Source organism: Allobosea sp., from assembly GCF_035944895.1.
GTDB lineage: Bacteria > Pseudomonadota > Alphaproteobacteria > Rhizobiales > Beijerinckiaceae > Allobosea.
On sequence record NZ_DASZAT010000004.1, the window covers coordinates 162,266 to 186,979 of the forward strand.

The following is a 24,714-nucleotide window of genomic DNA, read 5'->3' on the forward strand; positions in this document are numbered from 1 at the left end:
GGCGGACGTCACATCAGCCCGGGTTCGCCGAGGTCGGTCCCATCGATGAGGCGGCTGTAGCGATAGGGGGTAGGGTCGACGATCGGGGCATCGCCGGCGACGATGTCGGCCGCGAGCCGCCCCGCCGCGGGGCCGATGCCGAAGCCATGGCCGCTGAAACCGGCGGAGACGTGCAGGCCCGGCAGCTTGTCGACCGCGGAGATCACCGGCACCCAGTCGGGTGTGAAATCGATCAGCCCGCCATATTTGTGCTTGATCTCGACATTGGCGAGCTGCGGGAAGATCTCGGCGAGCCGCTTCTTGGCGAAGGTGATCAGTTCCTCCTGCGGCGGCGGATCGTAGGTCCGCATCTTCTCGAAGGGCGAGACCGTATCGTTGCTCCAGCGCATCAGCGCTTCCGGCCCGAAGAAGAAGGACTTGCCGGCGCGGATCGTCAGCAGCTTGTGGCGCTTCTTGAAGGTGCGCCAGAACGGCTGGGCATTGAGCATGCCGTGCGGCGAGAGCTCGAGCAGGCCGCGCCCGCTGATGCCGACGGTGAAGCCGCCATCGACCCGGCGGCGGATGGTGAGATCGGGCGTCGAGATGCCGCCCGTGGTGATCTCAGGCGCTGGCCCGGTGAAGAACGAGGTCGACTTGATGCCGGCGAGCGGCATGCGGATGCCGTGGTGGCGGGCGAACATCGCCGTCCAGACGCCGCCGGAGAGCAGCGCCGTCGAGGTTTTGATCGTGCCCTTCTCGGTGACGACGCCGCTCACGCGGCCGGCCGCGGTTTCGAGGCCGCGGGCCGCGCAATCCTGATGGATGGTGACGCCAAGCCGGCGTGCCGCCTCGGCGATCGCAGGAACGGCCATGGCCGGTTCGGCGCGGCCATCGGTCGGTGAATGCACGCCGCCGATCCACTCACCCTTCGCATGCGGCGCCATGGCTTTGGCCTCCTCGGCGCTCAGCATGCGCGTCTGCATCTGGTATTGCCGGGCCTTGTCGCCCCAGCCCTCCCAGGCGTCGAGATCGGACTGGCGCGTCGTCAGATAGGTCAGGCCGCTGCGGCGGAAGCCGACATCGGCGCCGACCTCTTCCGAAAGCCCGTTCCACATCTCGACAGCCCGCATCGCCAGCGGCAATTCGCGCAAATCGCGGTTCTGCTGGCGGCACCAGCCCCAGTTCCGGCTCGACTGCTCGCCGGCGAGATAGCCTTTCTCGACGAGCGCGACCGAATGGCCCTTCTTCGCCAGGTGATAGGCTGCGGTGACGCCGGCGATGCCGCCGCCGATGACCACGATGTCGGCCGCGGCGGGCAGGGCTTCGTCGCTGTGGACGCGGTTGACCGGTGGCGACATGCGGCATGGTCCTTGGCGGAGAGCGGTCGTGCCGGCGGCGCGGACCGGGAGCGGGAGGCCGATATTCAAGCCCGAACCGCCTGGAACCCTATGCCAAAGGAAGGGTGCGATTCGGCAGATTGTTTTGGTTGCCCCGGCAAAGGACGGGGACCATCGCGGGTCGTCTGCTGCCTATCATGAGGCGGGCCGACAACGGGCGGCCCATGCGGCGAACCGCCAGGCAAAAGGCGGCGACCGTGCATCGGCCGCACAAGGCCGTCGACAACGAGGGGATCGACGATGAACAAGCCGTCCATGAAGGCGTCCGGCCTTGCTCTGCCTGCCCTGCATCGCCGCGAGGTCCTGGCGCTCGGCGCCGGCGGCCTGCTCGCTGCCTCCGGCCTTGGCGCTCGCGCTCAAAGCAAGGCGCCTCCGCCGCCACCCGCCAAGCCGAGCGGCCAGGTCGTGGTCGGCCTGTCGCAGGAGCCGACGGCCTTCAATCCGCTGATGCCCGGCATCGAGGTCGACGAGACCGTCTGGATGCAGGTCTTCAACACGATGTGGCTGGCCCAGCCCGACGGCTCGCTGGTTCCCGACCTCGCCGCCGAAGTGCCGAGCGAGGCCAATGGTGGCATCTCGGAAGGCGGCCTCGCCTGGAAGGTCAAGCTGCGCGAGGGCATCACCTGGCATGACGGCACGCCGTTCACCGCCGAGGACGTCAAGTACACGCTCGAGCTGATCAACGCGCCGGGCTTCAAGGCGCGCACCCGCGTCGGCCATTCGCTGGTCAAGGACATCAAGGTCACCGGCCCGCTGGAGATCTCCTGGCGCATGGAGAAGGCCTATGCGCCCTATCTCGCGCTGCTCTCCAACACCTTCATCGTGCCCAAGCATTTGCTGGAGAAGGCGGCCGATCCGAACACGGCGCCGTTCAACGGCGCGCCGGTCGGCACTGGCCCGTTCAAATGGGGCACGCGCACGCCGGGCGACAACATTCAGCTCGTCGCCAACGAGAAATACCACGGCAAGGGGCCGTATCTGGAAAAGGCGGTGCTCAAATACGTGCCGGACCAGACCGCGCTCTACGCCCAGTTCCGCACCGGCCAGGTCGACCTGATCATCGGCACCGGCATCCCCGCCAATTTCTATGCCGAGGCGGTCAAGCTGCCCGGCCGCAAGGTGGTGAAGATTCCGAGCGCCTCGCTCGAGGTGCTGATGCCGAACCTCGAGCATCCGGCCCTGTCGGACAAGGCGGTGCGCAAGGCGCTCTACGCCTCGATCAACAAGCAGGCGATCATCGACATCGTCTTCTACGGCCTGCACATCCCGACCGAATCCTTCATGCCGCAGGAATCCTGGGCCTACGACCCCAACCTGCCGAAGCAGGTCTACGACCCGGCGCTCGCCGGCAAGATCCTTGACGATGCCGGCTGGAAGCGCTCCGGCTCGGGCGTGCGCATGAAGAACGGCGTGCCGCTGGAGTTCGCCGTCTCGACCACGACAGGCGCGGCGCTGCGCGAGCAGTGCCAGCAATTGATGCAGCAGGACTGGCAGCAGGTCGGCATCAAGATGACGATCAACAATATGCCCGCGGCGGTGATCTGGGGCGATTTCTACACCCGCTCCAAGTTCCAGTCGCTGCTGGTCGGCACGGCCTTCCGCACGGTGATCGATCCCGATCCGGCGCATCGCTTCGGCTCGGACGCGATCCCGGCCAAGAGCGGCAACGGCGCCAACCAGATGCAGTGGCAGAACGCCGAGGCCGACGCCCTGATGAAGCAGGGCCAGGAGACCTTCGACACGGCGAAGCGCAAGGAGATCTACCAGAAGCTGCAGGTGCTGGTGCGTGAGGAATTGCCGATCCTGCCGATCTACCAGTACGCGCCGGTCGAGGGCTACAAGGAGGGGCTGATCGGCTACCAGCCCAACATCAACGCCAGGCAGAACACCTGGAACATGGGCCAGTGGTACTGGGCCAAGTGACGTGGGGCGCGATGTGAACCGCGCCGGCGCGATGCCGGCGCCGGCCGGGAGGAGGGCGCCATGATCGCCTTCCTGCTGCGCCGGCTCGGCCAGTCGCTGCTGCTGCTGCTGATCGTCTCGGTGATCGGCTTCGCCATCCTGCATTTGGCGCCGGGCGGGCCGCTCTCGCAGTTCGCCGCCGGCGGCGACATGACCCAGGCCGATCTCGACCGCATCGCCGAGCAGCTCGGCCTCAACCGGCCGCTGCCGGTGCAGTACGTCGAATGGCTCTGGCGCATGCTCTCAGGCGACTGGGGAGTGTCCTATCGCGACCAGCAGCCGGTGCTGCACATCATCGCCTCGCATCTCGGCGCGACGCTGGAGCTGATGCTGACTTCGACGCTGCTCGCCATGGTGATCGGCGCCTGGGTCGGCATCCTCGGCGCGATCCGCCGCTATTCGCTGTTCGACTCGCTGGCGACGATCGGCGCGATGATCGCGCTCTCGATCCCGACCTTCTGGTTCGGCCTCGTCATCATCTACGTCTTCTCGGTCGGGCTCGGCTGGCTGCCCGCCGGCAACCGCTACACCATGGGCGACGGCTCGTTCCTCAACCAGGTGCATCACCTGATCGGCCCCTGCATCGTCCTGGCGCTGGTCTCGACAGCGGTCTGGAGCCGCTACATGCGCTCCTCGATGCTGGAGGTGGTCAACCAGGACTATATCCGCACCGCTCGCGCCAAGGGCGTGCCGGAGCGGCAGATCCTCATGCGCCACGCCCTGCGCAACGCGCTGCTGCCGATGATCACCATCACCGGCCTGCATGTGCCGACACTGCTCTCGGGCGCGCTGGTGACCGAGACGGTCTTCACCTGGCCGGGCATGGGCCGGCTCTTCCTCGATTCGATCAGCTATCGCGACTACCCCGTCGTCATGGGCATCCTGATGTTCACGGCCGTGCTCGTCCTGCTGGGATCGCTGCTCGCCGATCTGCTCTATGGCGTCGCCGACCCGCGCATTTCGAGGAGCGGGCGATGAGCGGCGTGCCCTTCACCAGCACCGCCGAGCCGGCCTTGCCGCCGGCCCCCGGCTTCTGGAACAGCCCGGGCCTGCGTCGTTTCCGGCGCCACAAGCTCGCAGTCTTCGGCGCGGCGACGATCGTCTTTCTGACGCTCGCCTGCATCGTCGGTCCCTGGCTGCTGCCTTACACCGATACCTTCATCGACATCCGCAACCGCTTCGCGCCGCCATTCTCCGGTCCGCATGTGCTCGGCACCGATCCGCTCGGGCGCGATATCCTCGCGCGCCTGCTGATGGCCGGGCGGATCTCGCTGGCGGTCGGCTTCTCGGCCATGGCGATCGCGATGGCGATCGGCATCGTCGTCGGCATGGTCGCCGGCTTCTACGAGGGTGCGCTCGGCGCGGCGCTGATGCGCTTCGTCGATGCGATGCTGTGCTTCCCCTCGATCTTCCTGCTGCTGGCGATCTCGGCGCTGATCTCGCCCTCGGTGCCGTCGATCATCCTGCTGATCGCGATGACCTCATGGATGGAGGTCGCCCGCGTGGTCGAGGCGCAGATCCGCTCGCTGAAGACGCGTGAGTTCGCGCAGGCGGCCGTCTCGTTCGGCGCGAGCAACCGGCGCATCATGGTCCGCGAGCTGCTGCCGAACGCGATCGCGCCGATCGTCGTCGCGGCGACGCTTAACGTCGCCCATGCCATCCTGGCCGAGAGCTACATCTCCTTCCTCGGCTTCGGCATCCAGCCGCCGACGCCGAGCTGGGGCAACATGCTCGACAGCGCCCAGAGCTATCTCACCAGCGCGCCCTGGCTCGCCATCATCCCCGGCGCCGCGATCACGCTCGCGGTGACCAGCTTCAACTTCATCGGCGACGGCCTGCGCGATGCGCTCGATCCGAGGATGGACGGCCAGTGATGGGGCAGGTCGCCGAACTCTGGCGCTATCCGGTCAGCTCGATGGCCGGCGAGCAGCTGGATCAGCTCGAAGTCAACGCCGGCGGCGTCGCGGGCGACAGGATCTGGGGGCTGCTCGACGCCGCCACCGGCCGCATCGCCTCGCCCGGCCGCGAGAAGCACTTCCTCGGCGTGCCACGTGCCCATGCCAGAGCCGTGGGGGAGGGCATCGCTCTCTCGCTTGATGGCGAGCGCTGGGCCGGGCCGCAGGATGCGGAGCTACTGGAGGGCCTATCGCAGGCCTTCGGCTTCATGCCGCTGTTGAAGCCTTTCGACGCGGTCGGCTCAGGCGGGTTTCGGCCGCGCTACGAGCATGCACCGATCCACCTCGTCACCAGCGCAGCGATCCGCAGCCTCGAACGGGAATTGCCCGGCAGCGTCATCGATGCCCGCCGTTTCCGGCCGAACATCCTGCTCGACTGGCCCGATGAGCTCGATGCCATCCCGGAGCATGGCTGGATCGGGCGCGAGATCAGGATCGGCGACGTCGTGCTGAAGGGCCGCGAGCATTGCGGGCGCTGCGGCTTCATCACCATCGCGCAGGAAGGTCTGCCTGTCGACGTCGAGATCCTGCGGACGGTGGTCAAGCGCCACGAGCGCAATTTCGGCATCTATTGCGACGTGGTGACGCCCGGCGAGATCGCGGCGGGCGCGACCGTCACCGTCGGCTGAGGCCGGCGGCTACTCGGCTGCCTGAGCGATCTCTGGAGTATCCTGCCCGACCTCTGGGATCTGCGGATAGTCCCGCCGCACCGCAGCAAAGGCCGCGGCCACGTCGAGCTTGTCGGCAGCATCGCGCATCACGGCGAAGAGCTTGGTCTTGGTGAAGAAGCGCCAGTGGACCGGCAGGCCAGCGAGCAACTGCGTCAGCGCTGCATAGTTCTCCGCCGTCCAGACCTGCTCGAAGGCGTCCCGCTCCGAGCCGAAATGGAAATGCGTGTTGTGGGTGCGCGTCTTGAGCTCCGCGCGCAGCGCAGTCGTAGCCTCAGGATCAACGGCGCCTGCCTCGATCACGACGCCGTAAAGCGCTCGCGCCGCGTCCAGGCTGACATAGCCGCGCTCGACATCGAGCAGGACCCGCTCGGGCTCGCGTTCCAATGGCGTGCCGCGCCCGCCGCCGCCCGGCGAATGGATATGGATCACGTCGCCCGGCTCGGCGATGGCGATGTCGGTGTTGCCTAGCACGCGCTCGTTCGGGCGGCCGGGATTGATGATGAAGTTCGAGGTCTCGGCAGAGAGGCCGCCAAGCGTGCCCCAGGGCCGGAAATACGAGCGGTCGCGGTTGCGCACGGTGATGCGCGAGTTCGGCGAGAACACCTTGAACTCCATCACCGTGGCGAGCCCGCCGCGCCAGCGTCCCGCCCCACCAGAATCCGGCTGCAGCCCGTAGCGCATGAAGCGGATCGGCACCTCGGTCTCGGTGATCTCGATCGGCGTGTTCTTGAGATAGGCGGCGTCGGCGCCCGAGCCGTTCGGCCCGTCGCGATGCGGCATGCCGCCGCCGCCGCCGACCACCGGGTTGATCGCCGCGATGACGCTGCGATGCGTCTTCTCGTCGGTGGTCATCACATTGACGATCGAGCTGGAGCCGGCCGGTGCCGCCGGCAGGCGCTCGGGCGCGGCGAGGCTGAAGGCGCCGAAGATCAGGCTGCGCAGCCGTGCGCAGGTCAGGCTGCGCATGCCGACCGCCGCCGGGAAGGACGGGTTCAGCACCGTCCCTTCCGGCGCGATGCAGGTGAAGGGCCGGGTCAGGCCGGAATTGAGCAGGAGCTGCGGGTTCAGCGTGTAGAGCACGTAGTAGACGCCGACGAGCAGCAGCGTATGGCGCGGGTCGGAGCCGGTCGGGACATTGAGCGAGGAGCCGAGCTGCGGGTCCGATCCCGTGAAGTCGAGGATCGCCTCGTCGCTCTTGATCGTCAGCGTCAGCGCCAGCCGGCAGGGATTGCCGTCGACACCGTCCTCGTCGGCATAGTCGGAAAAGAAGTACTCGCCGTCGGGGATAGAGCGCAGGATCTCGCGGGCCTGATGCTCGGCATAGTCCATCAGCCCATCGAGCCCGTCCATGAAGCCCTTCGCGCCGAACTTGGCGACCATCGCCTGGATCTTGCGCTCGCCGGTGTTGAGCGCGCCTGCCAGGGCCTTGAGGTCGCCCATGTTCAGCGCGGGCTTGCGCACATTCATCATCATGATGCGCAGCACGGTCTCGTCGAAGGCGCCGTCGCGCATCAGCGTCATCGGCGGGAAGCGGATGCCCTCCTGATGGATCTCGGTGAGCGAGCGCGACAGGCTCGCCGGCACCGCCCCGCCCATGTCGGTGTTGTGGACATGGCCGCCGACGAAGCAGACGATCTCGTCTTCGTGGAAGATCGGCTTCCACAGATGCGTGTCGGGGGCGTGGGTGGCGAGATAGCCGCTATAGGGGTCGTTGGTGAAGGCGATGTCGCCTGGGCGATACTCAGGCACCATCTCGATGGCGCGGTTGTAGTTCATGCCCGGATACCAGGTCGCGCCGAGGTCCATCGGCACGGCGACGACGCGCCCGGTGCGGTCCATCACCATCACCGTGAAATCCTCCGTCTCCTTGACGAAGGTGGAATGCGCCGTGCGGTAGAGCGTGTAGGCCATGTTCTCGGCCGCGGCCCGGCAATGATTGGCCAGGACCTGCAAGGTGACCTTGTCGACCATGATCAGGCTCCCTCGCGCAGGATGAGATGCAGGTTGAGGAAGGCGTCGACCTCAGCCTCGAAACCTGCGGGTATGCAGATGGTGGTGTCCTCCTGCGCGACCACGGCCGGCCCGGAGAAATGCTGGCCGCAGCGCAGCGCCTCACGGTGGAAGAGCGCGACCTCGCGCTCGGCGCCGTCGAGCCAGACCGTGATGGAGCGTGCCGGGATCGCCGCCTCGTCGACCGCCTCGCTCGCCGGAGCAAGTTCCGGCCGCGGTGTCGCGCCGGTGACGACGAGGCGCAGATTGACGATCTGGACCTCGGCCGCCTCGTCGTTGAAGTCGTAGATGGCGAGGTGCTGGCGGTGGAAGGCGGTGCGGATCGCGGCAAGGTCGCCCTCGGCGAGCCAGCTCTCGGAGAGCGCCACTTCGATCTCGAAGGACTGGCCGTGATAGCGCATGTCGGCGCTCAGGCTCTCGACGACGGGGCCGGTGAAGCGCTGGTCGTCGCGGATCCAGGCGAGCCCGTCGCGCTTGAGCCGCGCCAGTGCCTCCCGCAGTTGGGCTAGCGAGGCCAGCTCCGCCGCGGCGAAGATGCTCTGGATGAAATCGCCCTTCAGGTCGGCGATCAGCCCGCCGAGCGCGCTGACGACACCGGGGCGGCGCGGCACGAGCACGCGGGGTATGCCGAGTTCGCGCGCGAGGAAGCAGCCGAGCATCGGCCCGGCGCCGCCGAACGGCATCAGCGCGAAATCGCGCAGGTCGACGCCATAGCGGGCGACGAGCTTGTTGACCTCGACGAACATCTCGGAGACGGCGATGGCGATGATCGCCTCGGCCGTTGCCTCGGCGCTGCGGCCGAGCATTGCGGCGACCTCTCCGACCACCTTCTGCGCGAGGTCGCGGCGCATGCCGATCTGGTCATAGGCGAGGGCGGTGTGGCCAAGGAAGCCGCAGGTCGCCATCGCGTCGGTGACGGTGGCGCGGGCGCCGCCGCGGCCATAGCAGGCGGGGCCGGGGGTCGAGCCGGCGCTTTCGGGGCCGACCTTGAGCACGCCGAAGGCGTCGGCCCAGGCGATCGAGCCGCCGCCGGCGCCGATCGAGGTGACAGAGACGCTTGGGACATAGAGCGGGAAGTCGCCGACGACCTCGCCGGTGCCGAATTGCGGCTGGCCTTCGATGATCAAGGCGAGGTCGGCGCTGGTGCCGCCGATATCAAGGGTGAGGATGTTCTTCGCGCCGGCCTGCTCGGCGAGATAGGCGGCGCCGATCACGCCCGAGGCCGTGCCCGAGAGCAGCATGTTGACGCAGGCGCGCTTGCCGGTGGCGGCGTTCATCACTCCGCCATTCGACTTGGTCAGCATCGGGCCGGCCGGCACGCCGCGCGAGGCCAGCGCCTCCTCGAGCGCGTCGAGATAGCCCGAGACGCGCGGATGGACGTAGCCGTTCAGGATCGCGGTGGTGGTGCGCTCATATTCGCGGATCACCGGCCAGACCTCGCTGGTGGTGAAGACGAAAAGCTCCGGCGCCAGCTCTGCGATCAGCGCGCGCGCTTCTGTCTCGTGGGCGGGATTACGATAGGCATGCAGGAAGGAAACGATCACGCCGTCGACGCCACGCGCCTTGAGCTTCACAACCGCATCCGCGAGGGCGTCGCGGTCGAGCGGCTCGGCGATGCTGCCATCGGAGAGGATGCGTCCGCCGACGCCGAAGATGCGGTCGCGCGGGATGAGCTGCTCCGGGCGCGCGCAGAACAGCGAATACATGTCGGGCATGCGCAGTCGCGCCAGCTCGATCACGTCCTCGAAGCCGGCGGTGGTGATCAGCCCGAGCCGGCTGCCCTTGCGCTGGATGATGGTGTTGATGCCGACCGTGGTGCCGTGGACGAAGGAGACGATCTCTTCCGGCGGTACGGAATGGCGCTCGTTCAGGAGGTCGAGCCCGGCGAGCAACTCGCGGCCCGGTGCGTCGGGCGTGGTCAGCACCTTGATGGTCTCGACACGGCCGCTGCCGGTCTCCAGCGCACAGAAATCGATGAAGGTGCCGCCGATGTCGACGCCGATACGCCAGCTCATGATAAACCCGTTCAAGGAAGGTCGAGCCAGTCTTGGAGAGGGCCCCTCCCGGGGTCCAACACCAAAACCACGATGCCGGATAAGCCGGCCTTATGCCTCGGGCTCTTCGGAGACCGGCTGGTCGAGACCGAGCTGCTGGCAGGCCGTGCGGATGTGGTTGCGCAGCAATTCGTGGCTGCGCGAGAGCGGCCGGCGCGTGCTGGTCAGCAGGCAGAGCGGCAGGGCGACATGCGGCCGGAACGGGCGCGTCACCAAGCCGGGGAAATTATGCCAGGGCAGGAGGCCGTCGACCACGGCGACGCCGAGGCCTTGCTGCACGAAAGCCAGCGCGATGATCGAGACGTCGATCTCCATCTCCGGCCGGAACGGCAGGCCTTCCCTGGCCAGTGCGTCGCGCAGCAGCTGTCCCGGCAGCGATTCTGCGCGGTAGGAGATCAGCGTCTCGCCATCGAGGTCCTCCGCGCCGATGGCCTCGCGCTCGGCCAGCGGATGCCCGGCCGGCAGCACGCAGACCACGCGGGTGTAGCCGACTATCTCGGTTTCGATGAAGGGAGTCGGCTGGTCCATCATGGCGATGCCGAGCCCGGCCTGGTCGCGGTCGAGCATGGTGAGGATGACCTCGGCCGGCACGACATAGGAGCGCACGCGCGTGTTCGGATGCGCCGCACGAAAGTGCCGCAGCGCCTCCGGGACGAAGGAGAGGGAGGGTGGCGCCGAGGCGGCGAGGCGCACGAGGCCGGCCTTGCCATGGCGCAGGTCGCGGGTGCGCCGCCGGAGCATTTCGAGATCGCCGAACAGGCGTTCGACCTCGGGATAGATCTCCTCCGCCTCGGGGGTCGGGATCAGCCGGCCCTTGACGCGCTGGAACAGCTTGAAGCCGAGCTCGTCTTCGGTATGCAGCAGGATCTGGCTGAGCGCCGGCTGCGAGACGGCGAGCGCCTCGGCGGCGCTGGTCAGCGTGCCGCAGCGCATGACCATGCGGAAGACTTCGATCTGGCGGGCACGCATCGCCTGATCCTAGAAGCTGTCGCGGCGGCTGTCAGCCGTCGCCGGAACAGCGCAGAACGGAGCGCCGGGCATCACGCCGCGGCGCTCCTGATCGATCCGGTACGATCCCGGCCGAGCACGATCCGTCAGCGGATCGGCGGCGCGTATTGCAGGCCGCCCTTGCTCCAGAGGTCATTCTTGCCGCGGGCGATCTTGAGCACTGAGCCGGCCCCGACGCTGCGCTCGAAGGCCTCGCCGTAATTGCCGACCTGCTTGACGATCCGGTAGGCCCAGTCGGACGTGAGGCCGATCGCCTCGCCGAACTTGCCGTCCTTGCCGAGCAGCCGGCGGATCTCGGGATTGGTCGACTCGAGCTGCTTGTCGACATTGGCCTGGGTCACGCCGAGCTCCTCGGCGTTCAGCATGGCGAAATGCACCCATTTCACCAGGTTGAACCAGTCATGATCGGCGCTGCGCACCACCGGGCCGAGCGGCTCCTTCGAGATCAGCTCGGGCAGGACGACCGCGTCGTCCGGCTTCACCAGCTTGAGCTTGAGCGCGTAGAGCGCCGAGGAATCGTCGGTCAGGGCGTCGCAGCGTCCGGATTCGAAGGCCTTGATCGCCTCGTCGCCCTTGTCGAAGGTGACGGGCTCGTACTTGATGTTGTTCTGGCGGAAATAGTCGGCGACGTTGAGCTCGGTGGTCGTGCCCTGCTGCAGGCAGATTGAGGCGCCGTTGAGCTTGAGCGCGGAATCGACGCCGAGCTTCTTCTGAACCAGGAACGCCTGGCCGTCATAGTAGTTGACGCCGGCGAAGGCGAGGCCGAGCGAGGTGTCGCGCGCCATCGTCCAGGTGCTTGTACGTGACAGGAGGTCGACCTCGCCCGACTGGAGCGCGGTGAAGCGGTCCTTCGACGAGAGCGGCGTGAATTTGACCTTCTTGGGGTCGTTCAGGATCGCCGCCGAAATGGCGCGGCAGAGATCGACGTCGAGGCCATGCCACTCGCCCTTCTCGTCGGGAAGGCCGAAGCCGGCGAGGCCGGGACTGACGCCGCAGATCAACTCGCCGCGGCTCTTGACGATGGAGAGGGTGGATTTCTGGGCCTGGGCCTGCGCGAGTGTCGCTGAGGCGCAGAGGAGGGCAGCGGCGAGTAGGCGCTTCATGGCGTTCCCCTTGTTGGCGGCGACAATGTCTGCCGCCGCCAATGTGCCGCCTCGCTGCAAGAACGATCTGCCGTTCTACATCTTCGCACCCGCACAAACCGCCATGATGCGGCGCCTGCTCGGCAGGCTATCGGGCTTGCGTTTGCGCGAGTGCTTGGGGGGAGCTATGGGTCCTCCGCAACAACCGTCGAGTGGCCTGGCGGCCGGTGCCGGGTTTGGGTATCGGCCGGTCGGAGCTGGTGCAAAGCAAAGCCCCGGCCGCGCCGATGCTTCGATCAATCCGTGAAGACGACGGCCTTCTTGCCGTTGAGCAGCACGCGATCCTCCAGATGGTAGCGCACCGCCCGCGCCAGCACGCGCCGCTCGATGTCGCGGCCCTTGCGGACGAGGTCGTCGGGCGTGTCGCGATGGCTGATGCGCTCGACGTCCTGCTCGATGATCGGCCCTTCGTCGAGATCGGAGGTGACGTAATGCGCGGTCGCGCCGATCAGCTTCACCCCGCGCTCATGCGCCTGATGATAGGGCTTGGCGCCCTTGAAGCCGGGCAGGAAGGAGTGGTGGATGTTGATGCAGCGGCCCGAGAGCTTGGCCGAGAGCCCGTCCGACAAGACCTGCATGTAGCGGGCGAGCACGACGAGATCGCTGCCGGTCTCCTGGATCAGCCGCCAGAGCTCGGCCTCCTGCTCCATCTTGGTCTGCCGGTTGATCGGCATGTGATGGAAGGGCAGGTCGCCGAGATCGGTCGAGGCGATGTGCTCGCGGGCGTGGTTCGAGACGATCGCGGTGATCTCCATCGGCAGTTCGCCGATGCGCCAGCGATAGATCAGGTCGGCCAGGCAATGGTCGAATTTCGAGACCAGCAGCATGACGCGCTTGCGAGCGGTGGCGTCGCGTAGCGAGACGGTCATCTTGAAGCGCGCCGCCAGCTCGTCGACGAGGCCGCGGATCTCGGTGGCGCTGCGCGCGCCCTCCAGCCGGTCGAACACCACCCGCATGAAGAAACGGCCGGTTTCGAGGTCGTCGAACTGCTGCGCGTCGCGGATGTTGCAGCCGGCTTCGGCCAGCAGGGTCGAGACGGCGGCGACGATGCCCGGCCGGTCGGGGCAGGACAAAGCAAGGATCATTGGAGAATCGGACATGTGACGGATCGGCCCGCTCGCGCGGGTCCCTGAAGACTTGAGGATCGGGAAAGGTCGAAGGAAGGGACGGCGCGCGGCGCGCTGCCGTCAACCTCGGCCGGTGGCGCGGTCGATAGAGATCTGGCAGCCGAATTCGGCCGCGGAGGCGGCGAACCAGGACCAGAAGCTTCCCACCATGCTGCGTGCGACCATGATCTCGAACACGGATCCATCCGGCCCATCAGCGAGCCGCCAGAGATGCACACCGATATAGGCGATGCTTGTCAAGGCGGTATCGCCGACCGCGAAGGCTGCGGGATGCAGATCGAGCATCACGCCCTTGGCCAGAACGTCACGCACATGCGGGCCGGAGAGCCGCAGGGCTGCGCGCGCATCGCTCTGGTCGCTGACGGCAGCCTGAGCCGAGAGCGCTTCCAGAAGGCTTCTGAAACCGTCGCGCTTGGCGGCGCGCAGCAGCCACTGATCGGGGCCGGACCAGATCGCGTCATGCGAGGCGCCTGAGACGATCTTCGGTGTCGTCGGCAGGGCGGTGCCTATCCTGGCTTCGACGGCCTGCGACAAGGCCGCCGTCACACTCGGTGCTGCGATCAGTGTCGCCAGCCCGAAGCCGTCGAGCAGGGTCGCGGTGACGCCGGCCGGACCGGCAGCGCCGATCTGTCCGGGCTGCGCGATGCCGGCCCAGGCGCTGCGGGGCGCCCATGAACGAGCTGTCTCAGCCATGGAGGCGGGCTCCTTCGGGATCGACGAAGACGGGCGAGCAGATCTCGACGACGACGTCGCCATTGCGCACCGGGTCATAGGCGCGCACGCGCTCGCCGATGCGGGCGGCGCCGCCCTTGATCAGGCCGAGCCCCATCCAGTGGTTGAGGTGAGGGGAGTAGGCGACCGAGGTCATGTAGCCCTCGTCGTTCTCCATCACCGCCGACTTGCCGACGCCGATGAAATGCGCACCGGCGCGCAGGCGCTGGCCGGGCTCGACCGGCTTGAAGCCGGCGAAGGAGGGGCGGTCCTGCTCGACCAGGGCCTGCCGGCCCGCCATCAGGCGGCCGACAAAGTCCTTCTTCGACGACATCATCTTGCCAAGGCCGAGATCGCGCGCCGTGGTCTGGCCGTTGAGCTCGTTGCCGGCGACATGGCCCTTCTCGATGCGCATCACGCCGAGCGCCTCGGTGCCATAGGGCGTGATGCCGAAGGGCGCGCCGGCCTGCATCAGCGCCCGCACCATCGCATCGCCATAGTCGGCGGGGACCGCCAGCTCATAGGCGAGCTCGCCCGAGAAGGAGATGCGGAAGAGGCGCGCCGGGATGCCGCCGCCGACGGTGACGGGACGCGCTGCGAGATAGGGGAAGGCCTCGTTCGAGAGGTCGTGTTCGGGGTCGACGACACCTAGCAGGGTCTCGCGCGCCTTCGGCCCGGCGATCGCGACCTGCGCCCATTGCTCGGAGACCGAGACCATGCGGACATCGAGCTCCGGCCAGAGCACCTGATGGCAGAATTCGAGATGCTGCATCACCTTGCCGGCATTGGCAGTGGTGGTGGTCATCAGGAAATGCGTCTCGCCGAGGCGCGAGGTGGTGCCGTCGTCCATGACGAAGCCGTCCTCACGCAGCATCAGCCCATAACGCGCCTTGCCGACCGGCAGCGTCTTCCAGCCGTTGATGTAGACCCGTTCCAGGAATTCGGCGGCATCGGTGCCCTGGATATCGATCTTGCCGAGGGTCGAAACGTCACAGAGGCCGACGCCGGCGCGCACCGCCTTGACCTCGCGGTTGACCGTCGTCAGCCAGTCGGTCTCGCCGGGGCGCGGGTAGTATTGCGCCCGCAGCCATGGCCCGGTCTCGACGAAGACGGCGCCCTGCTCCTTCGACCAGTCATGCGTCGGCGCGAGCCGGGTCGGCCTGAAATCCTTGCCGCGGTGATGGCCGGCCAGCGCGCCGATCGCGACCGGCGTATAGGGCGGGCGGAAGGTGGTGGTGCCGGTCTGCGGGATCGTCCGGCCGGTCTGCTCGGCCATGATCGCGAGGCCGGACAGGTTCGAGGTCTTGCCCTGGTCGGTCGCCATGCCGAGCGTGGTGTAACGCTTGAGATGCTCCACCGGCCGGAAGCCCTCGCGGGCGGCGAGCTCGACATCCTTGTCGGTGACGTCGTTCTGGTAGTCGACGAAGGCTTTTCCCTTGCCGCCGTTGACCCGCCAGACCGGCGAAAGCCCGTTGGTCTCCGGATCGGTCGTCGGGATGGGCTCGCTTGGCTTAGCGCTCAATCCAGCCTCGGCGGCTGCCTCGCCTCCCAGCCTCGCGCCGTCTTCCAGCGCCTGCGCCAGCGTGAAGCGCCCGGCGGCGCTGCCGGCGACCGCAAGACCGGCCGGCACCGTGCCCGGCACGAAGCATTGCTGGCCGTCGTCCCAGGCCGGCTTGCCGTTCTGGTGCGAGGTCAGGTGCAGCGTCGGGTTCCAGCCATTCGAGACCGCGAGCAGGTCACAGGAAAGCTCGTTCACCGCGCCCGAGGCATCGCGGATTGTGACGCCGCTGAGCTGTCGCCCGCCGCGCGCGCCCATCACGGCGCCGCCAGCGAAGAGCCGTGCGCCGAGCTTGTCGGCGAGCGCCTTGCGCGCCGGGTCGGCGGGGCGGGAATCGACGATCGCGGCGACCTTGCCGCCAGCGGCGGCGATGTCGCGGGCCGTCGCCCAGCCATCGTCGCCGGCGGTGAACAGCACGGTTTCGCGGCCAGGCAGCACGCCATGGCGGTTCACGTAAGACCGCACCGCGCCGGCCAGCATCACGCCGGGCCGGTCATTGCCGGCGAAGACGATCGGTCGCTCGAGCGCGCCGGCGGCGAGGATCGCCCGCTTGGCATGGATGCGCCAGCCGCGCTGGCGCGGCAGATGCGCCGGCGGTTGCGGCAGATGGTCGGCGACCCGCTCGACCGCGCCGTAGATGCCATGGTCATAGAGGCCGAACACGGTGGTGCGCGGCATGATCCGCACCTCCGGCAGGCTTTCGAGCTCGGCCAGCGTCGCGGCGAGCCATTCGGAGGCCGGCTTGCCACCGATCTCGCGCTTTTCTGCGAGCAAGCGCCCGCCGAGCCGGAAATCCTCGTCGCAGAGGATGACCCGGGCGCCGCTGCGCCCGGCCGCGAGCGCGGCCGCGAGGCCGGCCGGGCCGCCGCCGATCACCAAGAGGTCGCAGAAGGCGAAGGCCTTCTCGTAATGGTCCGGGTCTTCCGCTCCGGCGGCGCGGCCGAGGCCGGCGGCGCGCCGGATCAGCGGCTCGTACAGCTTTTCCCAGAACGCGGCCGGCCACATGAAGGTCTTGTAGTAGAAGCCGGCGACCAGGGCCGGCGAGACCAACCCGTTGATCGAGAGCAGGTCGAAGGCGAGCGAGGGCCAGCGGTTCTGGCTCGAGGCGTCCAGTCCGGTGAACAACTCGACGACCGTCGCGCGGGTGTTGGGCTCGCGGCGCGCACCGGAGCGCAATTCGACCAACGCGTTGGGCTCCTCCGGCCCGGCCGAAAGGACGCCGCGCGGGCGGTGATATTTGAAGGAGCGACCGACCAGGCGCACGCCATTGGCGAGCAGCGCCGAAGCCAGCGTGTCGCCGGCATAGCCGCGATAGGAGGTGCCGTCGAAGCTGAAATCCAGCGGATGGCCGCGATCGATCAGGCCGCCGGAGGCGAGGCGGAAAGGCTGGGTGCTCATGCCGCCGCTCCCGCCTTGCACGCCTTGGCCGGCTCGACCGCCGTGATCGCGTGGTTGCGGGTGTCGCGGGTCACGACCAGCCAGGCATGGCAGCCGGCGCCGTGATACCAGAGCTCGCGATGGATACCGGCCGGGTTGTCGCGCTGATAGACGTAATCAGCCATCGCGGCTTCGCTCGCCGCCATGCTGTCGGGGCGCTTCAGATCGGCCGCGCCGAGATAGCTGAATTCCTGGGCGTCGCGCGCGCCGCAATGGGGACAGGTGATGCGCATGGGATCCTCGGCAGCGCGCGGTCAGTGCAGGTTCGGCTGGGCGCCTGCGCCCTTTTCGTCGATCACCCGCCCGGTGGCGAAGCGATCGAGCCGATAGGCGGTGGCGACCGGGTGCGGCTGACCCGTCGCGATCAGATGGGCGAAGCAGAAGCCCGAGGCTGGCGTCGCCTTGAAGCCGCCATAGCACCAGCCGGCATTGAGATAGAGCCCGTCGACCGGCGTCGTATCGATGATCGGCGAGCCGTCCATCGACATGTCCATGACACCGCCCCAATGGCGCAGCATCCGCACCCGGCCGAGGCCCGGCCAGAGCGCCATGGCAGATTCCATCACGTCCTCGATCACCGGCAGGTTGCCGCGCTGAGCGTAGGAATTGTAGCCGTCGATGTCGCCGCCGAAGACGAGACCGCCCTTGTCGGACTGGCTGATGTAGAAATGGCCGGCGCCGTAGGTGACGACGCAGTCGATCAGCGGCTTCAGCCCCTCCGAGACGAAGGCCTGCAGGACATGGGTCTCGATCGGCAGGCGCATCCCTGCCATCGCCGCGACGCGCGAGGAATTACCGGCGACCGCCATGGCGACCTTCTTCGCCCGGATCGGCCCGCGCGAGGTCTCGACGCCGATGGCGCGCCCGCCCGACATGGTGATGCCGGTGACCTCGCAGTTCTGGATCATGTCGACGCCGCGGCTGTCGGCGGCGCGGGCGAAGCCCCAGGCGACGGCGTCGTGCCGGGCCGAGCCGCCGCGGCGCTGCAGCAGCCCGCCTTCGATCGGGAACCGCGCATTGTCGAAATCGAGATAGGGCAGCATCGCGCGGACTTGCTCGGTACCCAGCAGCTCGGCATCGACCCCGGCGAGCCGCATCGCATTGCCGCGCCGGGCGAAGGCGTCGCGCTGGGCATCGGAATGGTAGAGGTTCAAAACGCCGCGCTGGCTGACCATGGCGTTGTAGTTCAGGTCCTGCTCCAGCCCCTCCCAGAGCTTCATCGAGAGCTCGTAGAACGGGGTATTGCCGGGCAGCAGGTAGTTCGAGCGGATGATCGTGGTGTTGCGGCCGACATTGCCGGAGCCGAGATAGCCCTTCTCCAGCACCGCGACATTGGTGATGCCGTGCCGGCTGGCGAGGTAATGCGCCGTCGCCAGGCCATGGCCGCCGCCGCCGATGATGATCACGTCGTATTCGGGCTTCGGCGCGGGATCGCGCCAGGCGGGAGTCCAGCCCTTGTGGCCCTGCAGGGTCTGCGACAGCAGCGAGAAGATGGAATAACGCATCGACGGGTCCGGGCGGTCTTGTCATCGCGAGATTGACCGACATAGGCTCGCCGACATGCTCGATAGCGACATCAGATTGCCTGAAAGCGACGACAGCGCGCCGACCCATGTCGGCTTCCTGCTGATCCCCGACTTCGCGCTGCTGCCTTACGCCTCGGCGATCGAGCCTTTGCGTGCCGCCAACCGGCTCTCGGGCCGAGCGCTCTATCGCTGGAGTCATGTTTCGATCGACGGCGCCGCGGCCCCGGCTTCGAACGGCGTCGCCATCGCCGCGGACGCCAGCGTCGGCGCCGAGCTCAGGCTCGACTATCTCTTCGTCTGCGCCGGCGGCAATCCGGCGCTGTTTCATCACCAGCCGACTTTCGCCTGGCTGCGCCAGCTGGCGCGGCGCGGGGTGAAAATCGGCGGCGTCTCGGGCGGGCCCTATCTGCTGGCGCGCGCCAACCTGCTCTCCGGCTATCGCTTCACCATTCACTGGGAGCATGCGCCGGCCTTCCTGGAGGAATATCCCGATCTCGATTTGCGGCGCTCGCTCTACGAGATCGATCGCGACCGTTTGACCTGCAGCGGCGGCACGGCGCCGCTCGACATGCTGCACGGGGTGATCGCGCGCGAGCATGGCAGCGAGCTCGCGCTCGCGGTCAGCGAATGGTTCCTGCAGACCCATGTCAGGGAGGGAGCGGGGCCGCAGCGCATGCCGCTGCGCGAGCGGCTCGGCATCGCCCATGCCCCCCTGCTGCGCGTGATCGCCCGCATGGAACAGACCATCGAGACGCCCGAGGCGCGCGAGGATCTCGCCCGTCTGGCCAATGTCTCGCTGCGCCAGCTCGAACGCCTGTTCCGCCAGCATCTCGGCCGCTCGCTCGGCGAGCACTACCTCGCCCTGCGCCTCGACCGCGCCCGCGACCTGCTGCGCCAGACCAGCCTCTCGATCCTGGAGACGGCGCTCGCCTGCGGATTCGCCAGCGCCAGTCATTTCTCGCGTAGCTATCGCGAGCGCTTCGGCCATCCGCCGCGGGCCGAGCGCTTGCAGGAGGCCCGCCCGGCTCGCCGCTGAGAGTCAAGAAAGCGTCGTACCTGGTCAAATCTGTGCGCCGATCCGCCGGAAGCTAGAGCTTCAAAATAAGACAAGGGGATCGCGACCGATGAAACGATTGACCGCGCTGGCGTTCGCACTCGCCGCCACGCTCGCCGCCGTGCCGGCCTTCGCCCAGGACACGCTCGCCAAGATCAAGGAAAAGGGCGTCCTCACCGTCGGCGTCAAGAACGACTACAAGCCCTGGGGCTTCCTCGACCCGTCAGGCAAGATCGTCGGCCTCGAGATCGATCTCGCCCAGGAGGTCGCCACCAAGATCGGCGTCAAGCTCGAGATGGTGCCGGTGATCGCCGCCAACCGCATCGAGTTCCTGCGCCAGGGCCGCATCGACATGATCCTGGCGACGCTCGGCGACACGGCCGAACGTCGCAAGCAGATCGGCATGATCGAGCCGAATTACTATGCCGGCGCCACCAATGTGCTCGCGCCCAAGAGCGCCGGCCTGAAGAAGTGGGAAGACCTCAAGGGCCGCAAGGTCTGCGCCGTGCAGGGTGCCTATTACAACCGCCGCGTCTCGCAGATGTATTCGCCGGAGATGGTGGTGTTCCCCTCGGTGCCGGACGGGCTGAATGCGCTGCAGGGCAACAACTGCGTCGCCTTCCTGTTCGACGACACGCTGATCGTCTCGACCCTGTCGGGCGGCGATCCGAAATGGGCGAATTACGAGATGCCGCTGACCTCCGAGGACCCGCAGCTCTGGGCGATCGGCGTGCGGCTGGAAGATCTTGACGGCGCCTTCGGCAAGCTGGTCAAGGAGATGTCGGTCGACTGGCACAAGAGCGGCAAGCTGCTCGCGCTCGAGACCAAATGGGGCATCAAGCAGAGCCCCTACCTGATCGAGACCAACAAGAAGCTGAAGGGCGGCTCCTGAAGCCTCATCGGGCTCTGCCGATGCCAGCTACGCGACGTCATCCCGGGCTTGCCCCGGGATCCATCGGAGGGCGCTGCCCTCTACGATGGATCCCGGAGCTCCGCTTCGCTGCGTCCGGGATGACGTGGCGGATCATCACAACGGCTAGCCGCAATCTATGATCGCCGCTTTCTTCGAGCGCCTGAACGAGGTCCACGGCCTCAACTTCTCGATCTTCTACGACGCCTTCGACCGCTCGCGCTTCCTGACCGGGCTGTGGACGACGACCTATATCTGCGTCGTCTCGATCCTCGCTTCGCTCGCCATCGGGCTGCTCGGCGTCTGGATCGCCGGCAGCAATTCGCGGCTCGGCCGTCTGCTGGTGCGGGGTTACGTCCAGTTCTTTCGCAACACGCCGCCTTTGGTGCAGCTCTCCTTTTTCTACTTCGCCGTAGGCGGCCTGCTGCCGACCGTCTCCGATGGCTTCGGCGGACAGTCGCCGCTAGTCAGCGGGACGGGTTGGGCCATCATCGCCTTCTCGCTCTTCGCCGGCGCCTTCAATGTCGAGATCTTCCGCGCCGGGATCGAGGCGGTGCCGGAGACGATGGTCGAGGCGGCGGAATCGCTCGGCTACACCCGCTTCCAGCTCTGGCGCCAGATCGTGCTGCCGCTCGCCTTCCGCATCTGCCTGCCGGCGCTCAACAACAACCTCGTCAACCTCGTAAAGACGACGACGCTTGCCTACGCCATCGGCGTTCCCGAATTGCTCTACGCGGCGTCGCAGATCTGGTCCGAGGTCTTCAACGTCCGCGAGATGATGAACGTGCTGCTCGTCGTCTATGTGCTGCTCGTCGCGGTGCTGGTCTGGGTGATGCATCGCTGGGAGCGGGCCATGCGCATTCCCGGGTACATGCCATGAAGCTAGCCGCAACTGATCTCCCGGTCCTGAAGCCGTTCCGCGCATCACCGATCGCGCCGAGCGGGCTCGCTGCGCCGATGGTGCTCAGCGCCGGCCTCGTCGCCGGCGTCGCCGTGCTCTTCGCCGCCTCGCTGGCGGTGGCGCAGGCGACGGCACCGGCGGCACGCGATGGCGCCGTCACCATCCTGCTGCGTTGGGCGCCACTGATCTTCCAGGGCTTCCTGTTCAACCTCTTGATCAGCGTCCTCTCGATGGCGCTCGGTACCGCGGTCGGCGTGCTGTTCGGCATCGGCCAGGTCTCGCCCTCGGCCGCTTTGCGCCAGCCGTCCTGGGCGGCGACGCAGTTCTTCCGCAATGCGCCCTGGCTGGTGCTGCTGTTCTACGCGATGTTCCTCCTGCCCTTCGAGATCAGGCTCGGGCCGGTGACCATCGCCTTCCCGGCTTGGATCAAGGCGATCATCGGCCTGGCGTTGCCCGTCGCGGCCAATGTCTCGGAGATCGTGCGCGGCGGCATCCGTTCGATCCCGTCGGGCCAATGGGAATCGGCCGAGGCGCTCGCCTTCACCCGCCGCCAGACGATGTGGATGATCATCCTGCCGCAGGCGGTCAAACGCATGCTGCCGCCCTGGATGAACCTCTACGCCATCCTGACCATGGCGACGACGCTGATCTCGGTGGTCGGCATCCAGGACGGGCTCACCATCACGCGCGCCGCCCTCGTCGCCGAGAGCCGGCCCGAGCTGATGCTGCCGATGTACCTGATGCTGCTTCTGATGTTCTTCGCCTACTGCTACCCGATCGCGCGCCTGACCATGGCGCTCGAGCGCCGCTTCAACGTGAAGGGATGACCATGGCTGCCAAGCATGAACTCGGCGAGCCGGTCGTCGTCGTCGAGGGCGTCGAGAAGGCCTTCGGCGCCTTCGTCGTGCTCAAGGATGTCAGCCTCACCATCCGCCGCGGCGAGACCGTCTGCATCATCGGTCCGTCCGGCTCCGGCAAGTCGACGCTGCTGCGCTGCATCAACGCGCTGGTGCCGATCAGCCAGGGCTCGATCACCGTCGCCGGAAGGCAGGTCAACGATCCCGCGCTGGACAAGCTGGCGCTGCGCCGCGACGTCGGCATCGTCTTCCAGCAATACAATCTCTTCCCGCACAAGACGGCGCTTCAGAACGTAATGATGGCGCCGATCCATGTGCTGAAGCAGGACCCTGCCGAGGTCGGGGAGCGGGCCAGGCGCCTGCTCGCCAAGGTCGGGCTGTCGCACAAGCACGACGCCTATCCGGGCGAACTCTCCGGCGGCCAGCAGCAGCGCGTCGCGATCGCCCGCTCGCTGGCGATGAATCCGAAGGTGATGCTCTTCGACGAGGTCACCGCCGCGCTCGATCCCGAGACCAAGAAGGAGGTGCTCGTCACCATCCGCGATCTCGCGGCCGAGGGCATGACCTGCATCCTCGTCACCCATGAGATGGGCTTCGCCCGCGAGGTCGCCGACCACGTCTACTTCACCGATGGCGGCGTCATCGTCGAGCATGCGCCGCCGGCCGAGTTCTTCGGCGCGCCGCGCGAGTCCCGCACCCGCGCCTTCCTCGAACAGGTGCTTTGAGCGGCAAGGTCCTGCGGCCTGGATGTCGCGTCCCGGCCGGTCGATGTCGCAAACCGGCCGGCTCCGCCAGGCGCCGGCGCCAAGAATGAGCCCAGTCATTCGAAAGCGCAGCCCATGACCGTCCCGGCCTCCGATCCCAAATCCGTCACCGGCAAGCCGCTCGCCATCGCCGAGAGCGTCGATGTTCTCGTCATCGGCGCCGGCCCGGCCGGGCTCGAAGCCGCGATCGGAGCGGCGGCGCGGGGCTTTGGCGTCTTGCTCGTCGATGAAAACCCGGTTCCGTTCAGGACGATGGGCGACGACGTCCCCTTGCATTTCGGCCAGGGCATGGCGGCGAGCGCCCGCAACCGCAACGCCATGATGGAAGCCTTCGTCGCCTCCGAGCCGCGGATCGCGGAGGCGTTCGAGGCCGGCGTCGATCTTCGCCTGGGCACCGCCTGCTGGGGGCTCTACGCCAACGGTCCGGCGCTCGGCTGGATGCCCGGCCTCGTCGCCGGCCTCGCCGATGAGGAGAGCAGCATCCTCGTCCAGGTGCAGCACGTCATCCTCGCCTGCGGCCGCCGCGACATGGGCCTCGGCTTTCCCGGCTGGGAGAAGCCCGGCGTGATGGGCGCTACCGCCGCGCTTAATCTCGCGACGCGCTATGACGCCTTCGGCCCGCGCAAGGTCGTGATTCTCGGCTCGAATACGGAGGCGCTGACCACCGCGCTCGCCCTGCGCGACGCTGGTGTCACGATCGCCGCCATCGTCGAGCAGGCGGCCGAGCCGATCGGCGATGCGGACTTGCTGGCGAGCCTCAGCGCCGGTGGCATCGAAATCCTGGCGGGCCATGTCGTGCGCGAGGCCACAGGCCGCGACGGCGTCGAAGCGGCACTGGTCGCTAAGCTCGACGGGGAGGGCCGCCCGATAGGCGACGAGCGCACCATTGCCTGCGATGGCATCGTGCTCGCGGTCGGCGCGACGCCGGTCATCGACCTGATCGACGCCGCTGGCTGCAAGGTCGCCTTCCAGGCCGAGCGCGGCGGCTATGCGCCGGTGCTCGATGCAAGCCAGCGCACCAGTCTCGCCAATGTCTACGCCGTCGGCGACTGCGCCGGCATCTGGGCGGATAAGACGCGCGACCGCGCCATCGCCGAGGCTGAGGCCGCCCGCGCGGTCGCGGCGCTCGGGGAGGAAAGTGCCGAGACGGAAACGGTGGCACCGTCAGCACCGGGCTACGACATCTCCGCCTATCGCCTTGCCTGGGTCCGGGCGAGCGTGATCGAGGCGCGCGCCGAATTCCATGTCTGCCAATGCGAGGAGGTGACGGCCCGGGAAATCCTGGAGGTCCGTCCGCCGCGCTATCTCGACTGGCAGAATGAGCGTCGCAACGACCGCTCGCTCTCGGCTCTGCTCGGCGACGGCCCGCCCAATCCCGACCAAGTCAAGCGTCTGACGCGCGCCGGCATGGGACCTTGTCAGGGTCGCCGCTGCCGCGAGCAGGTCGCGGCACTGCTCGCGCTCGGCGCGGCACAGCCGCTCTCGGCCATCCCGCTCGCCGGCTATCGCGCTCCGGTCCGGCCGATGGCGTTGGCGATGACCGTGCATGTGCCCGAGGCGCCCGAGCAGGCCGAGCACTGGGACACCTGGTTCGGCATGCATGCGCAATGGGTGCCGTTCTGGGAGGTGCCGGCGCGCTACACCGTCGCGACCAATGACGCGACCGGCCCCGTCGCGAGCGAGTGAGGCTG

Annotated in this window: 20 protein-coding genes; 10 read left to right on the plus strand and 10 right to left on the minus strand. The window is 67.7% G+C overall.

The window, feature by feature from the left end; genetic code table 11:
* Positions 1-8: 8 nt before the first annotated feature.
* Positions 9-1,337, minus strand: coding sequence for an NAD(P)/FAD-dependent oxidoreductase (locus tag VGV58_RS02310; RefSeq protein WP_326872348.1), 1,329 nt, complete (start codon positions 1,335-1,337; stop codon positions 9-11).
* Between the two features lie 279 nt (positions 1,338-1,616).
* Here VGV58_RS02310 and VGV58_RS02315 point away from each other — a divergent pair, with 279 nt between their 5' ends.
* The 4 genes from VGV58_RS02315 to VGV58_RS02330 are packed head-to-tail and all read left to right on the plus strand — an operon-like array spanning position 1,617 to position 5,922.
* Positions 1,617-3,299, plus strand: a complete 1,683-nt coding sequence (locus VGV58_RS02315; RefSeq protein WP_326872349.1) for a peptide ABC transporter substrate-binding protein — start codon at positions 1,617-1,619, stop codon at positions 3,297-3,299.
* A gap of 60 nt (positions 3,300-3,359) precedes the next feature.
* On the plus strand, positions 3,360-4,316 hold the full coding sequence (locus VGV58_RS02320; RefSeq protein WP_326872350.1) for an ABC transporter permease: 957 nt from the start codon (positions 3,360-3,362) through the stop codon (positions 4,314-4,316).
* Positions 4,313-5,212, plus strand: coding sequence for an ABC transporter permease (locus VGV58_RS02325; protein ID WP_326872351.1), 900 nt, complete (start codon positions 4,313-4,315; stop codon positions 5,210-5,212). The genes VGV58_RS02320 and VGV58_RS02325 overlap by 4 nt, the downstream gene beginning before the upstream one ends.
* A complete protein-coding gene (locus VGV58_RS02330; protein ID WP_326872352.1) occupies positions 5,212-5,922 on the plus strand; it encodes an MOSC domain-containing protein in 711 nt (236 codons plus the stop codon). Before VGV58_RS02325 ends, VGV58_RS02330 begins: the two co-directional genes overlap by 1 nt.
* Positions 5,923-5,931: 9 nt before the next feature.
* Here the strand turns inward: VGV58_RS02330 and VGV58_RS02335 are convergent, their stop codons facing one another.
* The 9 genes from VGV58_RS02335 to VGV58_RS02375 form a co-directional block, all read right to left on the minus strand.
* A complete protein-coding gene (locus tag VGV58_RS02335) occupies positions 5,932-7,935 on the minus strand; it encodes a hydantoinase B/oxoprolinase family protein (RefSeq protein ID WP_326872353.1) in 2,004 nt (667 codons plus the stop codon).
* 2 nt (positions 7,936-7,937) lie between these two features.
* Complete coding sequence (locus VGV58_RS02340) at positions 7,938-9,989, minus strand: hydantoinase/oxoprolinase family protein (protein ID WP_326872354.1); 2,052 nt, start codon at positions 9,987-9,989, stop codon at positions 7,938-7,940.
* Positions 9,990-10,079: 90 nt separating this feature from the next.
* Positions 10,080-10,997 carry a LysR family transcriptional regulator gene (locus VGV58_RS02345; RefSeq protein ID WP_326872355.1) on the minus strand — a complete coding sequence of 306 codons (918 nt, stop codon included), beginning with the start codon at positions 10,995-10,997 and terminating at the stop codon, positions 10,080-10,082.
* A 125-nt stretch (positions 10,998-11,122) separates the two neighbouring features.
* Positions 11,123-12,139, minus strand: coding sequence for an amino acid ABC transporter substrate-binding protein (locus VGV58_RS02350; protein WP_326872356.1), 1,017 nt, complete (start codon positions 12,137-12,139; stop codon positions 11,123-11,125).
* Positions 12,140-12,414: 275 nt separating this feature from the next.
* Positions 12,415-13,278 (minus strand): formyltetrahydrofolate deformylase, encoded by an 864-nt coding sequence (purU, locus tag VGV58_RS02355; protein ID WP_326872357.1) that lies wholly within the window; start codon positions 13,276-13,278, stop codon positions 12,415-12,417.
* Positions 13,279-13,365: 87 nt separating this feature from the next.
* A complete protein-coding gene (locus VGV58_RS02360; protein WP_326872358.1) occupies positions 13,366-13,998 on the minus strand; it encodes a sarcosine oxidase subunit gamma in 633 nt (210 codons plus the stop codon).
* Positions 13,991-16,972, minus strand: a complete 2,982-nt coding sequence (locus VGV58_RS02365; RefSeq protein WP_326872359.1) for a sarcosine oxidase subunit alpha family protein — start codon at positions 16,970-16,972, stop codon at positions 13,991-13,993. The genes VGV58_RS02360 and VGV58_RS02365 overlap by 8 nt, the downstream gene beginning before the upstream one ends.
* A complete protein-coding gene (locus VGV58_RS02370; RefSeq protein WP_326872360.1) occupies positions 16,969-17,244 on the minus strand; it encodes a sarcosine oxidase subunit delta in 276 nt (91 codons plus the stop codon). The genes VGV58_RS02365 and VGV58_RS02370 overlap by 4 nt, the downstream gene beginning before the upstream one ends.
* 21 nt (positions 17,245-17,265) lie before the next feature.
* Entirely contained in the window at positions 17,266-18,516 is a 1,251-nt protein-coding gene (locus VGV58_RS02375) for a sarcosine oxidase subunit beta family protein (RefSeq protein ID WP_326872361.1), read from the minus strand.
* Between the two features lie 55 nt (positions 18,517-18,571).
* On the opposite strand from VGV58_RS02375, the gene VGV58_RS02380 reads away from it, so the two are divergent.
* The 6 genes from VGV58_RS02380 to VGV58_RS02405 all read left to right on the plus strand — a co-directional run bounded on the left by VGV58_RS02380 (position 18,572) and on the right by VGV58_RS02405 (position 24,709).
* Complete coding sequence (locus tag VGV58_RS02380; RefSeq protein WP_326872362.1) at positions 18,572-19,573, plus strand: GlxA family transcriptional regulator; 1,002 nt, start codon at positions 18,572-18,574, stop codon at positions 19,571-19,573.
* 88 nt (positions 19,574-19,661) lie between these two features.
* Positions 19,662-20,483 (plus strand): transporter substrate-binding domain-containing protein, encoded by an 822-nt coding sequence (locus VGV58_RS02385; RefSeq protein WP_326872364.1) that lies wholly within the window; start codon positions 19,662-19,664, stop codon positions 20,481-20,483.
* A gap of 157 nt (positions 20,484-20,640) precedes the next feature.
* Complete coding sequence (locus VGV58_RS02390; protein WP_326872365.1) at positions 20,641-21,381, plus strand: amino acid ABC transporter permease; 741 nt, start codon at positions 20,641-20,643, stop codon at positions 21,379-21,381.
* Complete coding sequence (locus tag VGV58_RS02395; RefSeq protein ID WP_326872366.1) at positions 21,378-22,229, plus strand: amino acid ABC transporter permease; 852 nt, start codon at positions 21,378-21,380, stop codon at positions 22,227-22,229. The genes VGV58_RS02390 and VGV58_RS02395 overlap by 4 nt, the downstream gene beginning before the upstream one ends.
* A 2-nt stretch (positions 22,230-22,231) precedes the next feature.
* Positions 22,232-22,984: an amino acid ABC transporter ATP-binding protein gene (locus VGV58_RS02400; RefSeq protein ID WP_326872367.1), complete on the plus strand. Its 753-nt coding sequence runs from the start codon at positions 22,232-22,234 to the stop codon at positions 22,982-22,984.
* Positions 22,985-23,098: 114 nt separating this feature from the next.
* Positions 23,099-24,709 carry an FAD-dependent oxidoreductase gene (locus VGV58_RS02405; protein WP_326872368.1) on the plus strand — a complete coding sequence of 537 codons (1,611 nt, stop codon included), beginning with the start codon at positions 23,099-23,101 and terminating at the stop codon, positions 24,707-24,709.
* Positions 24,710-24,714: the final 5 nt, after the last annotated feature.